General features: G+C 32.7%; 10 protein-coding genes. 6 read left to right on the top strand and 4 right to left on the bottom strand.

Features of this window, described 5'->3' with window-relative positions; translation table 11 throughout:
* The first annotated feature begins 63 nt into the window (after positions 1 to 63).
* The 5 genes from B0A75_RS15700 to B0A75_RS15680 all read left to right on the top strand — a co-directional run bounded on the left by B0A75_RS15700 (position 64) and on the right by B0A75_RS15680 (position 7,794).
* Positions 64 to 1,392, top strand: a complete 1,329-nt coding sequence (locus B0A75_RS15700; RefSeq protein ID WP_089055230.1) for a PDZ domain-containing protein — start codon at positions 64 to 66, stop codon at positions 1,390 to 1,392.
* Between the two features lie 111 nt (positions 1,393 to 1,503).
* Entirely contained in the window at positions 1,504 to 4,122 is a 2,619-nt protein-coding gene (locus B0A75_RS15695) for a gliding motility-associated C-terminal domain-containing protein (RefSeq protein WP_089055229.1), read from the top strand.
* Between the two features lie 32 nt (positions 4,123 to 4,154).
* Positions 4,155 to 5,081, top strand: a complete 927-nt coding sequence (locus tag B0A75_RS15690; RefSeq protein WP_089055228.1) for a PorP/SprF family type IX secretion system membrane protein — start codon at positions 4,155 to 4,157, stop codon at positions 5,079 to 5,081.
* Between the two features lie 10 nt (positions 5,082 to 5,091).
* Entirely contained in the window at positions 5,092 to 7,221 is a 2,130-nt protein-coding gene (locus B0A75_RS15685) for an OmpA family protein (RefSeq protein WP_089055250.1), read from the top strand.
* Between the two features lie 81 nt (positions 7,222 to 7,302).
* The gene (locus tag B0A75_RS15680; protein WP_089055227.1) at positions 7,303 to 7,794 is read left to right on the top strand and encodes a hypothetical protein; all 492 of its coding nucleotides are present in this window, start codon (positions 7,303 to 7,305) and stop codon (positions 7,792 to 7,794) included.
* Positions 7,795 to 7,893: 99 nt separating this feature from the next.
* Here B0A75_RS15680 and B0A75_RS15675 read toward each other — a convergent pair whose 3' ends face one another.
* A complete protein-coding gene (locus tag B0A75_RS15675) occupies positions 7,894 to 8,274 on the bottom strand; it encodes a DUF1573 domain-containing protein (protein ID WP_089055226.1) in 381 nt (126 codons plus the stop codon).
* Positions 8,275 to 8,537: 263 nt separating this feature from the next.
* On the opposite strand from B0A75_RS15675, the gene B0A75_RS15670 reads away from it, so the two are divergent.
* Positions 8,538 to 11,171: a valine--tRNA ligase gene (locus B0A75_RS15670; RefSeq protein ID WP_089055225.1), complete on the top strand. Its 2,634-nt coding sequence runs from the start codon at positions 8,538 to 8,540 to the stop codon at positions 11,169 to 11,171.
* A 279-nt stretch (positions 11,172 to 11,450) separates the two neighbouring features.
* Here B0A75_RS15670 and B0A75_RS15665 read toward each other — a convergent pair whose 3' ends face one another.
* The 3 genes from B0A75_RS15665 to B0A75_RS15655 all read right to left on the bottom strand — a co-directional run bounded on the left by B0A75_RS15665 (position 11,451) and on the right by B0A75_RS15655 (position 15,903).
* Positions 11,451 to 12,074: a GyrI-like domain-containing protein gene (locus B0A75_RS15665; protein ID WP_089055224.1), complete on the bottom strand. Its 624-nt coding sequence runs from the start codon at positions 12,072 to 12,074 to the stop codon at positions 11,451 to 11,453.
* 69 nt (positions 12,075 to 12,143) lie between these two features.
* Positions 12,144 to 13,457 (bottom strand): APC family permease, encoded by a 1,314-nt coding sequence (locus B0A75_RS15660; protein WP_089055223.1) that lies wholly within the window; start codon positions 13,455 to 13,457, stop codon positions 12,144 to 12,146.
* 199 nt (positions 13,458 to 13,656) lie between these two features.
* Positions 13,657 to 15,903, bottom strand: coding sequence for a TonB-dependent siderophore receptor (locus B0A75_RS15655; RefSeq protein ID WP_089055222.1), 2,247 nt, complete (start codon positions 15,901 to 15,903; stop codon positions 13,657 to 13,659).
* Positions 15,904 to 16,155: the final 252 nt, after the last annotated feature.

The raw sequence follows: 16,155 nt of genomic DNA, 5'->3' as shown, positions 1-16,155 counted from the left end.
AAGTACTTATGAAAATGTAACAATTATAAATATATTTAGTAATTTTATAATAAAATATTGTCAATGAAAAAATATATTATGTTGTTTTTTGGGTTATTCTTATCTTTTAACCTGCTGGCTCAAGATAATTTCATAATTCAAAACAATAGTAAAAAGGTAGTTGTTCCCTTTCAATTGATAAATAACCTCATTTTTATTCCGATTAAAGTAAACGGAATAGAACTTAATTTCCTTTTAGATTCCGGTGTTGAAGAAACTATTCTTTTCAGTATGGATGAAATGCAGGAAGTTAAATTTAATAATGTCCAGAAAATAAAACTTAGAGGACTTGGCGCCGAAGAAGAAATAGAAGGACTTAAATCAACCAATAATACATTAGAAACACATGGATTAAAATCAGAAAATCACATGTTGTATGTTATTTTAGATCAAGGATTTAATTTGTCTTCGCATATTGGTATTCCTGTTAATGGAATTATTGGCTATAAGTTTTTTAAAAACAACATTGTTGAAGTGAATTACGTAAGAAAGAAAATTACGGTTTATGACAACAAAAAAGAGATTCAGAAAAAGCTGGACACAAAATTTGAAGCAATTCCAATTACAATAGAAAGATCTAAACCCTATATTAATGCTTCGGCTGTTTTAGACAGCATTAATATTCCTGCGAAACTGCTTATTGATATTGGCAATAGTGATGCTTTTTGGGTTTTTGAAAACAATAAAATTAAGCTTCCAGAAAAGAATTTTCCTGATTTTTTAGGAAAAGGATTTAGCGGAGATATTGAAGGTCATCGGGCTAGAATTAAGAGTTTTTCGATTGCCGATTTTAATTTTAAAAAACCAATTGTTGCTTTTCCTGATTCTACATCTATTCGAAATGTAAAGATGGTTCCGGGAAGAGTTGGATCTGTAGGCGGAGAGATTTTAAAAAGGTTTACTTTGGTAATGGATTATACAGACCGAAAGATATATCTTAAAAAGAACAATAAATTCGCCGAGCCTTTTACTTATAATAAAAGTGGAATTACTGTTCAGCATAATGGTTTGCAATGGGTTCAGGAAACAGTGCATCTAGAAACAGTTCAGCTTGCTTCGACAGTAAGTGATATCGAAAAAAATGAAAACGGCGGCGGCGGAAATTTTAGATATAAATTTTTACTGAAACCGGTTTTTGAGATTGTTAATATTCGGAAAAACTCGGCGGCTGAAAAGTGCGGACTTCAAAAAGGAGATATTATAATAAGTATTAATGGAGATAGACCATATAAGTTTACTTTACAGCAGATAAATCAGCTTTTAAAATCAGAGGAAGATATATTTATTAACCTAGAAGTCGAGAGAAATAGTCTTGTTTTAAAGTTTCGATTTAGGCTCGAAGATGAGTTGTAATTTTACTTTTGAGATGAAATAACATTATATAGAAACCTAAAATTAATCAGAATTTTATGTTTTTTTTGGCAAGTGTTTTATTATTTGTATGTTTAACCAAAATAATAATACATGACCAAAAACTACGTTAAATTCTTACAAATACCACTGTTTTTTGTTTTTTTACTTGTTTTGCCTTCAAAAATATATGCACAATGTGCAGGAAGTGATGCTTTTTTTCAAGTATGTGATACTCCAGATCCAGCAAGTAAAACTATTTCCTTATTTAATCTGCTTGGCAGCGCAGCTCCAGGAGGAATTTGGACCGACGATAATGGCTCCGGAGGATTAAATACGGCAACTGGCGTATTAAATGTACAAGAGATTCGGAATAGCAGAATTTATCGCTATACTTACAAAATAGAAGGCATTTCTGGTTGTACTGATAATTCATCAACAGTTACTGTTGTGGTCGGAGGATATGCCGGCGTTCCATCTAATATATCGGTTTGTGATGATGATAAAGACTTTACTCTTTTTCAGGCTTTTGACGGGAAGTTTTTAAGTCCGCATGAAAATGGAAGATGGCATGATGATACTAATAATGAGTATGTAGATGCAGCATATCCTGTAAAAGGAAAAATAGGAGTTTACCAATTTACGTATACAATGCCGCAAATAGGAACTTGTACTGAAAAGACCGCTACAGTATTTGTTAAAATTTATAGAGCACCAAAAGCAGGAACTGCAAAAGATTTATTGTTATGCGGAAGTGATGGTTTAGCTGCCTACGCAGATTTTGATTTGTATAGTTTAATTACAGATCATGATTTGGGAGGCAAATGGAATGGCCCAGACGTAACTTCTGCAGGTGATCATAATGTTAATTTAGAGCAGTTGTTTGAAACTTATGGAGAAGGAGAATTTCAATATGTTTATACGGTTACACCTTTAGATAATAAAATTTGCCCGTCAAAATCAGTCTCGGCTATTATTAGAATTGAAAAAAGACTTGATTTTTCAGATGCTAAACTTGTGGTGGAATCAGATATTTGCGAAGATAGAATCGCTGATGCTGTTTATTCAGCCAAAATTACACAAGGAACTTCAGTTATTCCTAACGGAACTTATAACATAGATTTTACGGTTTCAGGACCAAATGGCGGATCAGAAAGTGTGGCTGCTAATTTTGTAAATGGAGAAATTAGGTTTCCAATAAAATCTGCCTATTTTAAACAGGTTGGAACTTTTACTATTGCAATTACTAACATCGTTGCAGCGACCAGCAAAAAAGCCTGTACTAATATTATTGGTAATTTGACTTATGATTTAAAAATTAATCCGCTGCCGCGCTTAGATGGAGCTTTGTTAACTACAACTCCAACCTGTCAGAATAAAAAAGCTTTTGTGCAAATATCAAATGCCGCTCAGTTAGCAGATGGTAATTATGAGATTATTTATAACATAACAGGAGATAATTTTGCACTTGGGCAAACCGCTGCAATAACAGTTGCAGGAGGTAAATCACAATTTGAAATTCCGGCAGGTTTAAATGTCAAAAGTGGTGTTTCACAACTAGTTATTGTTAGAATTACAAAATTAAATACAGGTTGTACTAAAATAGCAAATGTAGCAGGTAATTTGACTATTAATCCATTGCCAGCTGCAATTACTGTAAAAGTATTGGCTAATGACAAATGTTTTAATGAACCCGTTCCAGTGGCTGTTTCAGGATTAGGAAATCTAACTACTGCGACACTTTCTTATATGCTTTCTGATAGTAATTCTTCAATATTGCAAACCGTGGTTTTAAATGTTGTAAACGGAAATGCTGACTTTTTTATTCCAGTAAATTTATTAGCTAATACAGGTACTACGGTAATTTCAGCAAGTAATTTGATGAATAATACGACTTTATGCGATGTTAGTTTGAATAATGTATCAGATGGTTTTTTTGTAAATCCTATTCCGTCGGCTCCAACAGTAAATAATCTGCAGACATTTTGTAAAGTTGATGGTGCGACTATTACAAATTTAACGCCGCGAGGATCTCAATATAAATGGTACGTTTCTCAAACAGCGGCAACACCGCTTGCAGATACGTATGTTTTAAAAACAGAAAATCTTTATGTAAGAGAAACTTCTTCTGCAAATTGTACATCGGCGCCAACTGCAGTTTCAATTGTAGTAAACGACACGCCGGCACCAGTTTTAAATTCGGGAGGAGCAGATTTTTGCGGCTTAAAAAATCCAACTATTTCAGATTTATCAAAAGCGACAAATGTGTCATCAACCGTTACTTGGTATGATGCGAAAGAAAACGGAAACCTATTAAAATCAACGACTTTATTAGTTCATAATGCTGTTTATTACGGATATGATTTGTCGACAATTACAGATTGTATTTCGGATAATTATTTAGAAGTAGCAGTCTCATTAAAAGATTGTGATGCTAAGGAATTTGATTTTTTTATTCCTGACGGATTTTCGCCAAATGGAGATAATGTAAATGATACTTTTAGGATTCCTGATATTGAATTTTTGTACCCAGATTATTCACTTGAAATTTTCAATAGATATGGAAATGTAATGTTTAAAGGAAATATAAATAAACCCAATTGGGATGGAAGAAATTCTGAATCGGCTGGTTTTGGAGATGGAATAGCAGCTAACGGAGTCTATTTTTATATTATCAATTTCAATAAAGATAATAAACCTCCTAAACAAGGACGTCTTTACCTAAATCGATAATTTCTTTTTACATTCTTTAACCTAGTTTTCAAATGAAAAAAATAATACTTCTTATTAGTTTTCTATATATAACATCCGTTTCAGCACAGCAAGATCCAGAATATACGCATTATATGTACAATATGAGTATCGTAAATCCAGCATATGCAACAGGTGTTCCTGCAATGATGAATTTTGGCGGACTTTACAGAACACAGTGGGTTGGAGCAGTTGGAGCCCCAAAAACATTTACCTTTTTTGCACATAGTGCAATAACCGATAAAGTTGAAGCAGGTATATCATTTGTTTCAGATGATATTGGCGATGGTGCTAAAAAAGAAAACAATGTTTATGCTGACTTTGCTTATGTTTTAAATTTAGGAGGAAAAAATAAATTGTCGCTTGGACTTAAAGCAGGATTTTCGTCTATGCAGACGAACTTTAATGGATTTCGATTTGCAGATCCTCAAACTGATTTTGCTTTCGCAGAAAACATAAACGCCACTAAACCTAACATTGGTGTAGGAGCATATTATTTCAGAGACAATTTATACGTAGGATTGTCAGTTCCTAATTTATTAAAATCAAAATATGTTGAAGAAAAATCTGGAATAAACGCTTTTGGTTCAGAAGCGATACATACTTTTTTGACTGCAGGTTATGTTTTTCAAGTTAACGACAGATTGAAATTAAAACCCGCATTTATGTCCAAATTTGTGGCAGGAGCCCCAATTACATTGGATATTACAGCCAACGTTTTGTATAACGAGAAATTTGAATTTGGTGCAGCCTATAGAATAGATGATTCAGTAAGTGCGTTGTTCAATATCAATGTCACACCTTCATTGAGAGTGGGTTATGCTTACGATTATACATTGTCGAATTTAGGGCAGTTTAATTCTGGAACCCACGAAATCATGCTTCTATTTGATCTGGACTTATTAGGAAAAGGATATGACAAATCACCAAGATTCTTTTAAAATGAAAAATATGAAAAAACTACTCGTTATTATATTCGTATTTTCAATACAGTTTATAAATGCCCAAGATCAAGAATTAAGCAGAGCAAAACGCTTTTTTGAGAAAACGTATTACAGCGAATCTATTATTTTATATGAGAAATTAGCCGAGGAAAAACCATCGCAAGAGGTTATTAAAAACTTAGCCGATTCTTATTTTTATACTAATGACTTAGTAAAAGCACAACGCTATTATCGTTTATTGATCAAAAACTATAACAATAATTTAGATCGAGTATATTATTTTAGATATGCACAAACATTAAAAGCAACTAATAATTACGATGAAGCGAATACTTTTTTAAAGGAATATTATGCAAAATCTACTAATACGGAAGATCTTGCTGCTTTCGAAAAAGAGTTGAAAATACTAGAAAACGTTACCGCAATAGGAAAGCGATTTGAAATTAAAAATCTAGCCCTGAATACCCCGAATTCTGAGTTTGGAGCTGTAAAATATGGTGAGAATCTAGTATTTGCAGCCGTTAAATTAAAACCTGGTTTATTTGATAAAAAATACAAATGGGATAATGAAACTTATTTAAATTTGGTAACAATTCCTTTGAAAAACAGCAATGCAGCAGATTCGCTGACGCATTATTTTGCGGACGCATTACGAACAGGAATGCATGAATCTAATGCTGTTTTTACAAAAGATGGCAAAACCATTTATTTTACCCGAAATAATTCTAAAAACAGAAAGAAAAAGAGAGACGAGAATAAAATTTCAAATCTTCAGATTTTTAAAGCAGAATTAGTTGATGGGAAATGGACAAATATTACATCGCTTCCATTCAACAGTCCGAACTATTCAGTAGAACATCCAGCTTTGAGTGCTGATGAAAAAGTACTGTATTTTGCATCAGATATGCCTGGAACTTTAGGATCTTTTGATATTTATTCTGTAAATATAAACAAAGGCGCATTTGATACTCCAAAGAATCTTGGACCAGTAATTAATACAAATAAAAGAGAACAATTTCCTTTTGCATCATCAGATAATAAACTTTATTTTTCTTCAGATGGGCATTTAGGTTACGGATCGCTTGATGTTTTTGCAGCAGATATTATTGGCAATGAATATACTAAACCAATAAATATTGGATTACCGTTAAATTCAAATCTAGATGATTTTGCTTTTAATATTGATAACAATAAAGAAGGATATTTTGCTTCGAATAGAGAAGGAGGAAAAGGAAGTGACGATATTTATTGGTTTAAAGAAATTAAAGATTTAATCGTAGAAGACTGCAAACAGTTTATTGCAGGAATTATTACAGATGTCGATACAAAACTAGCTTTAGAAAATGCAACTGTAATTTTGCAAGATGCAGAAAATAAACACTTGAATACAATTACAACTTCGGTAGATGGAAAATTTAGTTTTACAGTTTCTTGTGAATCTTCATATAAAGTTAGCGCTTCTAAAGAAAATTATACCACTGCTTCTAAAATCTTGACTTTAGATAAAACAAGAGATAAAACAAATGATGCTTCTTTAGCTCTAAAATCTTTGGAAGTTATGAAAAAAGAAGAAAAACAGATTGCAGAAAATAAAAGAAAACAAGAGCTTATTATAGAAGAAGAGAATAAGAAAAAAACAGCACTTGCCGCAATCGAATTAAAACAAAGGGAGAAAAAAGAAAAAGAAGCAGCAATTGCTGTGGCCGAAGTGAAAAAGAATGAAAAAGTAAAACAAATTTTAGCTCAGGAAAAAGATGTTGTAAAAGATAATAAAGACAGATTGGTCATTAAAACAGATCCTATTTATTTTGATTACGATTTATGGTACATCCGAAAAGAATCTAAAGTAGTTTTGAACAGAGTTGTAGAATTGATGAAGAAATATCCAAATATGGTTGTTGAAATTGGATCACATACAGACTCGCGAGGAAATTTGAAATATAATGAAGATTTATCTCAAAAAAGAGCCAATTCGACCAGAGAATTTATAATCGAGTCAGGAATCAATTCAAAAAGAATTCAGGCAAAAGGATACGGAGAATCCGTTCCAATTGTAAAATGTAAAACAGATGAAGCCTGTTCAGAAGAAGAGCATGAATTAAATAGAAGATCTGAATTTGTAATTAAGAATTTATAAATTCGAAAATTCTGTAAAATTCTTTCAGTTGATTTCTTTTTTATTAATTTTATACAATAACCTTGATTAAAATATTGAAACATGAAAAATCTAGTTTTGCCTTGTCTGCTTGTAATCTGTATTGGATTTCAGAGCTGTAGAAATGAAGAAAAACAAAAAGAAGCCGAAGCTGCAAAAGCCGAAGGAGAAAAAGTTGTAAGTACTGAATGTTATAAAGCGATATACGAGAAAGATACCATAGATTTAAAATTGAATACTTTAAAAAACGGGAAATTATCTGGTGATATGATTATGAAAGTAGCTCCTTCGACAGTAAGAACTGGAGAAGTTGCTGGTGAATTTCACGGTGATACATTATTCGTAGATTATACTTTTAGAGACAACGTTAATAAAAATACGACATTCAAAAACCCAATGGCATTATTAAAACGAGACAAACAGCTTATTTTAGGAAATGGTACAATGCAGACGACAATGGGTGTAACTTATATAGTAAAAGACAAACCAATTGATTTTGAAAAAGTAAAATATAAATTCGAAATTGCAGAATGTGCTGAGAAAACAGACAAGTAGTCACAATCTTGTCATTTCGACGAAGGAGACTTTATTCATCATAAAAAAAAGCCGTTTCTAATTAAAGAAACGGCTTTTACTATTTTTAGGTATTATTTTTTATAAAACTTCTCCCTTAATTTTAAGGGCAACTCGGCCGTCAGGATAGTTCACCGCATTTGTTTCAACCGTAATTGTTTTACGAATAGGGCCAGAAACCATGTTGTATTTAACATCGATTTTACCTTTTTTTCCTGGCATTACTGCCGCAGCAGGTTTAGTAACAACGATAGAACTAACTGTCGATTCTGCGCCAATAATTAAAAGCGGTGCATCGCCGGTATTAGTGAATTCAAAGGAGCGTACTCCATTATCACTTTTTGAAATTTTTCCATAATCAATCGTATTGTCTAAGGCTGCAAATTCAATCTTTGGGCCATTTTGTGCATAGCCTATTGCGCTAAACAATACGACTGCAATAAAAGAGGCAACATTTTTCATTTTGAAATTATTTTTAATTGTAAGTAAATATACATTCTTTTAATTAACACACAAATTAATAATTCGCTTTTTATAGTGTCTTTAATTATTTACTTTTGCTGTCAGTTATAATTACAAAAATTGAACCATTTTTTTGTTTAATTGTTTAAACGTTAATTCGTTTAATCGATTAATGGTATGTAAATACCCGCAGCAAAATAAAACAGTTAAACAATTAAACGATTCAACAGTTAAACAAATTAACGATTAAACAACCTATTTAAATGACAATTCCAGCACAATTTGACGCTAAGACGATTGAGAACAAATGGTATGAGTATTGGATGAAAAATAATTATTTTCATTCAGAACCAGATCATAGAACACCGTATACTATTGTAATTCCTCCTCCAAACGTCACTGGTGTCTTGCATATGGGACATATGTTGAATAATACTATTCAGGATGTTTTAATTCGTAGAGCACGTTTAAAAGGTTTCAACGCTTGCTGGGTTCCGGGAACGGATCACGCATCGATTGCTACTGAAGCAAAAGTTGTAGCAAAATTAAAAGCAGAAGGAATCAATAAAAATGATTTAACTCGTGAAGAATTCCTAAAACACGCTTGGGAATGGACAGATAAATATGGCGGAACAATCTTGGAGCAGCTTAAGAAATTAGGTGCCTCATGCGATTGGGAACGTACCAAATTTACAATGGATCCAGATATGTCAGCATCTGTAATTAAATCGTTTGTAGATTTATACAACAAAGGATTAATCTACAGAGGTTACCGAATGGTAAACTGGGATCCAGAAGCAAAAACGACTTTGTCTGACGAAGAAGTTATTTACGAAGAACAACAAGGAAAATTATTTTTCTTAAAATATAAAATTGAAGGTTCAGAAGATTTCTTGACTATTGCAACTACACGCCCAGAAACTATTTTTGGAGATACTGCAATCTGTATCAACCCGAACGACGAGCGTTTTACTCATTTAAAAGGTAAAAAGGCTATCGTTCCAATTTGTGGCAGAGTAATTCCAATTATCGAAGACGAATATGTAGATGTAGAATTCGGAACAGGATGTTTGAAAGTAACACCTGCGCACGATATGAACGATAAAACGTTAGGAGAAAAACACAATCTTGAAATCGTTGATATTTTTAACGAAGATGCTACATTAAACAGCTTCGGATTACATTATCAAGGAAAAGATCGTTTTGTAGTTCGTACCGAAATCGCGAAAGAATTAGAAGAAATTGGAGCTTTGGCAAAAACCGAAATCCATTTAAATAAAGTTGGAACCTCTGAAAGAACCAAAGCCGTAATCGAACCAAGATTATCTGATCAATGGTTTTTGAAAATGGAAGATTTAGTAAAACCAGCGATTAAATCGGTTTTAGAAACGGGAGATATTAAATTACATCCAAAACGTTTCGAAAACACTTACGCACATTGGTTAAACAATATTCGTGATTGGAATATTTCTCGTCAATTATGGTGGGGACAGCAAATTCCGGCTTACTATTACGGAGACGGAAAAGAAGATTTCGTAGTAGCAGAAAATATTGAAGATGCTTTAGTTTTAGCTAAAGAAAGAACATCTAACAACTCACTTACAACATCTGACTTAAAACAAGATGTTGATGCTTTAGATACATGGTTTTCATCTTGGCTTTGGCCGATGTCCGTTTTTGGCGGAATCATGGATCCGGAAAGTGCAGATTATAAATATTACTATCCAACAAACGACTTAGTTACAGGTCCGGATATTTTATTTTTCTGGGTTGCAAGAATGATCATTGCAGGTTACGAATATGCAGGTGAAAAACCATTTACAAACGTATATTTAACAGGTTTAGTTCGTGATAAACAACGTCGTAAAATGTCTAAATCATTAGGGAATTCTCCTGATCCTTTAGATTTGATCGATGCTTTTGGAGCTGATGGAGTTCGTGTAGGATTACTTTTAAGTGCTTCTGCAGGAAACGACATTATGTTTGACGAAGAATTGTGTAATCAAGGAAAAGGGTTTTCAAATAAAATTTGGAATGCTTTCAAATTGATTAAAGGTTGGGAAGTTTCAGAAACTATCGCTCAGCCAGAATCGTCAAAAGTGGCAATCGAATGGTATGAAGCGAAATTACAGCAGACTTTAGTTGACATTGAAGATAATTTTGAGAAATACAGAATTTCAGATTCTCTTATGGCTATTTATAAATTAGTTTGGGATGATTTCTGTTCTTGGTTCTTAGAAATGATCAAACCAGCTTATCAGCAGCCAATTGACAGCGTAACTTTCGCTAAAGCGATCGAAATGCTTGAAAGTAACTTGAAGTTATTGCATCCTTTTATGCCTTTCTTGACGGAAGAAATTTGGCAGTTAATTGCTGAAAGAACTCCTGAAGAAGCTTTAATTGTTTCGACTTGGCCAGAATTAAAACCTTTTGATGCTAAATTAGTTGCTGATTTTGAAAATTCAATTGAAGTAATTTCTGGAATTAGAACTATTCGTAAAGACAAAAATATTCCATTTAAAGACAGTATCGAATTAAAAGGAATTAACAGCGAAAATGTTTCTACTTATTTTGATTCAGTTATAACGAAATTAGGAAATGTTTCTGCTTTTGAATATGTATCTGAAAAAGTGGATGGTGCTTTGTCTTTCCGTGTAAAATCAAATGAATATTTCATTCCGATTACAGGAAATATTGATGTTGAAGCAGAAATTGCAAAACTGACAGAAGAATTAAACTATACAAAAGGATTCTTGAAATCTGTAGAAGCGAAACTTTCAAACGAAAAATTCGTAAACGGAGCTCCAGAAAAAGTCCTAAACATAGAGAAACAAAAACAAGCCGATGCTTTAGCAAAAATTGCTACAATCGAGCAGAGTTTGGCTGGTTTGAAATAAGAATCAGAGTTACTTTTTAAAAGCTGTCCATTTGGGCAGCTTTTTTTGTGTTTTGTCATTTCGACTGAAAGGAGAAATCACACATGTAAATTCGTTTCGAAAGTCGTCAATCTTTGTTGAGCTTCTTGTGTGATTTCTCCTTTCAGTCGAAATGACAAACTTTGTAATAATCAAACTTTGTCGAGCTGCTTGTAGAGATCGCAAGTTCTTCTGGATGAAAATATTGGGTTATAATCTGATTGCAAATAATTCGTGTAATTCGTGGCTATCAAAAAAAAGTCATTTTACAGGTTCTCTTAATAAAGTCTTTAATTTCTCGGGAGCAGTTTTACGAAAGTCTGATAAATAAATTTCATGGTGCAGCCCATTTTGCTGCAGATTGTTTTCGATGCTGAACTTTTGAATTTTTTTCAAAGTCTGCGGTTCATCTTCAAAAGGACCAATATGAAGAATCTGAATGACTTTACCTTCTGCCATTTCATGAAATTCAATAAACTTAGCTAAGTCTATTTGTTTTTTATTGACCGCAATAATAATAGCATCTTCAATTTGTTTATTAGATACAAAATCCGGCATTCTAATCATAATTCGATAATTCCACTCTGATCGAGGTATTTTTAGCGGTGCTTCATCCATCGAAATGGCAGCGTATTTTTCAGTATCAAAACTCCATAAAGCCTCTAGTTTTGGAACAACAAAATCATTGTTTACAGCTTTAAGCATGAATTTGAGAATATAAGCGGTACCATATAAAGCCTGAATTTTTTCCGAAAACTCTTTTCCCGAAGGATCTCCCTTTCCTGTAATCGATATATAATTTGTTTTTTCTATATGAAGTATTTCTGGACTGGTTTTAGCTTTGTAATATATTTTATCCGTTTTTGTTAAATCTAGTTTGCTCATCTTTTTTATGTTTTGTACAGCAAATTAAATCACATTGAGTGACAGCAGTATGTCAGCAGAAATATTACTTTATAATTTTTTTCTCAAAACCAAAAACAAAGGATAAGAAACTGCCGTAATTCCTAAAATGATTATAAAGCTTTTAGGATCGCTGTAAATAAATCCTATTAATAAAGCAATTGAGATTATAATCGCAATTATCGTTGTCCACGGATACCAAAAAGAACGGTAAGGTCGTGGAAGATCAGGTTCTTGAGTTCTTAACTTTAAAAGTGAAAAATAAGCCAATCCCCAAACAATAATCGAGATAAAAGCGGCGAAGGAAAACAACACTTCAAATGAACCGATGCATATTAAAAATAAACTGAAAAGTGATGAAACTAAAAGTGCAACAATAGGAGTTCCGCCTTTGTTTACCTGTGTTCCTTTTTCAATAAAAAATCCGTCACGACTTAGTCCGTAAAGAATCCTTGGCGGAATCATCATAAAAGCATTCAGAATGCTGATTAAAGAAAAAATGGAAATTATTGTAACGATAAGAGCGCCGTTTTCTCCAAAAAGAATTTTAGCAACATCGGCAGCAGCGAGATTTGATTTGGCTAAAGTTTCTATTGGCAGAACATGAAAAAATGCTGCATTTACCAAAACATAAATTGACATAACAAGTAAAACTCCGCTGTATAATGATCTAGGAATGTTTTTGCTTGGATCATCATTTTCTTCAGCAAAAAAGCAAACGCTGTTCCAGCCATTGTAAGTACCAATGATAAGTTGTAAAGATTTGAAGAAACCAAAGATTAACCCAATTTGAAAAAAAGAACTATCCGTTTTTATCGGTGTAGTTTCAATGCCAGAATACATAAAGCAGGCGACTACTAAAGCAACAAAACAGATCACTTTAAGCAAGCTTGTAATCTGCTGAATAACACTTCCGTTTTTTACGCCGCTCAAGTGTATTAATACAAAAGCAAGCAATAATGAAATTGCCATTACTGTGGCGTAATTTGCAAGTTCAGGAAATAAAATAATAATATATTCGCTGATGACAATGCAATAAAAAGCGGGCGGAATAACATTGGTAATATAATCGAACCATCCAGACAAAAAACCTGCATATTCTCCAAAAGCTCTTTTTATATAATTATAAGAACCGCCGGCTTTTGGTAACATAGTTGCAAGTTCTGCATACGAATTGGCACCCAATAAAACATATAGACCTCCAAAAAGCCATGAAGCAATTATAAGCCAGTAATTACTTAGCATTTCGGCAATTGTTCCAGGTGTTCGTAAAATACCAACTCCAATAGTTCCTCCAATTAACACTGCTATATTAAAACTTAGACCTAAACTTTTCTGCAATTGATTTTTCTTGAAATCTGACATATTTGGATTTTTTGTTTTTTGGAATATGAGGTGTCCGCTCAGCAAAAGTAATACAATTAGAATATTTCCTTTTATTGAAATAAAAAACCTTATCTAATGATAGATAAGGTTTGTGTATTAAAAAACCAAAACTCTTTCCGTTTTTCAAAAAATGAAAAGGCGGAAAAAGCTTTGGTTCATTATAATCTAATTCAAATTTTTAGAACTTGTAACGTAAACTTGTCATAATTTGACGTGGTGCGATTGGATTCACACTATAGTTTTCGTGAACTGTATAATTCAACTCGTTTGTAATGTTTGATAATTTACATAAAATTGAGATTTTTCTCCAAGTATATCCAGCAGATACATCAATTGTAGTGTAGCCTTCTAAAGGAATTTCTCTGTCGTTTATAGTTTGTACTCCAGTTTTAGGATCAATTACAACTAAATTGTTCCATCCTCCAATTCTCTTACCAATGTAATTTCCGATTGCTCCAAAAGAAACACCTTTTAATAAACCATCTTGAAGCGTGTAAAAGAAGCTTAAGTTTGCAGTGTTTGCAGGAGTTCTAGCCAAACGGTCACCTTCAATAAAACTACCGTTTAAACCTGAAGTTTTGCTGTAACGCATATCATTGTAGCTGTATCCAGCAATAATGTTTAAACCGTCAACTGGTCTTGCTGTAACATCGATTTCAATACCTTTACTTTTAGTCTCACCACTTAATACTTTTACGTTTGTATCCGTATTAGGAGTTCCGTCAGCTTTAAATTCAGCAGTTTGAGCTAAGTTACTGTTTGTGATTTGATAAAGTGTAACGTTTGTACTTAATAAACCTCTCCAGAAATCTTTTTTAATACCTACCTCATATTGGTCAATGATAGATGGTTTGATAGCTTCACCATCAACAGTTGTTCCTGTATTTGGCGTAAATGAGTTCGCATAACTTGCAAATAATGAAGTGTTTTTTGTAGGCTGATAAACTAAACCAACTTTAGGAGAAAAAGCCGCATCTGTTAATTTTTGTCCTTTAGTTATTGTAGCTTTTGTATAATCAGTTGTTTCAGCTTGAGTTTCTTGCCATGACCAACGTAATCCTGCTAAAACTTTAAATTGCTCTGAAATAGAAATTAAATCCTGAGCGTAAATTCCAAAACGGTTTGAATCTGTATTTACAAGTCTTGTAGCATTTGCATTTGGAATATCCATACGCTGTCCGTCATAAGTAAGATCGTAAATGTTTACACGGTCGTATGCATTAACAATGTATTTTCCTTTAGCATCTTTTACCGCTTTTTCGTCAAAAGCATAAGTGTAAGCTTGAGTGAATGAGTTTTCTAAATCTACACCTGTAAAAATTTGGTGTTTAACTTTTCCAGTATGAAAAATCCCTTGTAAGCTTAATTGCTCACCAATGATTTGCTCAAAGTTTTGATTTTGCCCTAATGGACGAATATAATCACCATTTACATAATTTGGAATTGTTGTGTCGATAGATACACGCTCAGTTCCTTTAGAAGTTCTTTTGTAATTTTGGAATGACGTATTGAAATTAAGTTTCCAGTTGTCATTAAAATTATGGTTAACTAAAGCCGAAACACTAGTTTGATTCGTTTTTCCGTAAGACCAAAGTGCTCCTAAATATTTGTTTCTTGGTACATCAGCAATTTCTTTTCCAATTATTCCCGTTCCAAAATCTGGAGTCCAGTCGTAGCTTAAATAATCACCTTGAAGTGTAATTTGAGTTTTGTCGCTCAACTTAAATAAAAACGATGGATTTAAGTAGTAACGCTCATTTTTTACAACATCTCTAAAACTCTCTGAGTTTTCGTAAGAACCTGTAAAACGGTAAGCAATATAACTATTTAAAGGTCCGTAAATATCAATAGAAGGTTTGTAGTAAGAGAAACTTCCTATTTGCATAGAAACTTCACCGCCTTTAGTAAATTGAGGAGTTTTAGTTACCATGTTTAAAATTCCACCTGGAGCAACGTTTCCGTATAATAAAGCAGCACTACCTTTTAAAAATTCTACTTTTTCTAATGAAGAAACTTCTGGCATAGAGCCGCTGCTAAAACGGAATCCGTTTTTAAACATATTGTTTGCACCCATATCGTAACCTCTTGAAAAGAATGATTCTTGAGCACCACCACGAGCAGAACCTACATAAACACCGTTCATGTTTTTAACAACTTCACTCAATCTAATAGCTTGCTGTTGTGCAATGATATCACTGCCAATAATTTGAACACTTTGAGGCAAGTCCATTACTTTAATACCAGAGCGAGCAGCTTCAATAGGTTTTTTAGGTTTATTAGTTGTTATTAAAACTTCATTAAGAATTTCTCCTTTTTTATTTTTTACCGTATCATTAAGAGTTGTGGTATTGTCGGCACTTGAATAATCTTGACTATAAGACGCTAAACTAATCAAGGATAAAGCGAGTAGTAAGTTATATTTCATTTTACTTATTTAGATTTAATAAAAATAATTTTTTGCAAATATAAGACTGCATAAAGCCTTTAACAAAATTTTTAGAGGTGTTTTATTGCTTAAACTATTCTTAGTTTTGTCTTAAGATTTACTTAAGATGTTTTAATGTTGATTTAATTTTATTATAAGGTTGTTCTAATGTTATTTTAATGTTTACAGTTTAACACTAAAAAAAACCTTGCTCAGAAGAACAAGGTTTCATGAAGATTAACTTCGTGATTT

This window comes from Flavobacterium oncorhynchi, from assembly GCF_002217355.1.
GTDB lineage: Bacteria > Bacteroidota > Bacteroidia > Flavobacteriales > Flavobacteriaceae > Flavobacterium > Flavobacterium oncorhynchi.
Note: the sequence above shows the minus strand (reverse complement) of the source record. Positions and strands in the feature narration are given on the sequence as shown.

Coding starts and splice junctions, on each gene's coding strand:
- B0A75_RS15700 (WP_089055230.1), top strand. CDS start 64: ATGAAAAAATATATTATGTTGTTTTTTGGGTTATTCTTATCTTTTAAC.
- B0A75_RS15695 (WP_089055229.1), top strand. CDS start 1,504: ATGACCAAAAACTACGTTAAATTCTTACAAATACCACTGTTTTTTGTT.
- B0A75_RS15690 (WP_089055228.1), top strand. CDS start 4,155: ATGAAAAAAATAATACTTCTTATTAGTTTTCTATATATAACATCCGTT.
- B0A75_RS15685 (WP_089055250.1), top strand. CDS start 5,092: ATGAAAAAACTACTCGTTATTATATTCGTATTTTCAATACAGTTTATA.
- B0A75_RS15680 (WP_089055227.1), top strand. CDS start 7,303: ATGAAAAATCTAGTTTTGCCTTGTCTGCTTGTAATCTGTATTGGATTT.
- B0A75_RS15675 (WP_089055226.1), bottom strand. CDS start 8,274: ATGAAAAATGTTGCCTCTTTTATTGCAGTCGTATTGTTTAGCGCAATA.
- B0A75_RS15670 (WP_089055225.1), top strand. CDS start 8,538: ATGACAATTCCAGCACAATTTGACGCTAAGACGATTGAGAACAAATGG.
- B0A75_RS15665 (WP_089055224.1), bottom strand. CDS start 12,074: ATGAGCAAACTAGATTTAACAAAAACGGATAAAATATATTACAAAGCT.
- B0A75_RS15660 (WP_089055223.1), bottom strand. CDS start 13,457: ATGTCAGATTTCAAGAAAAATCAATTGCAGAAAAGTTTAGGTCTAAGT.
- B0A75_RS15655 (WP_089055222.1), bottom strand. CDS start 15,903: ATGAAATATAACTTACTACTCGCTTTATCCTTGATTAGTTTAGCGTCT.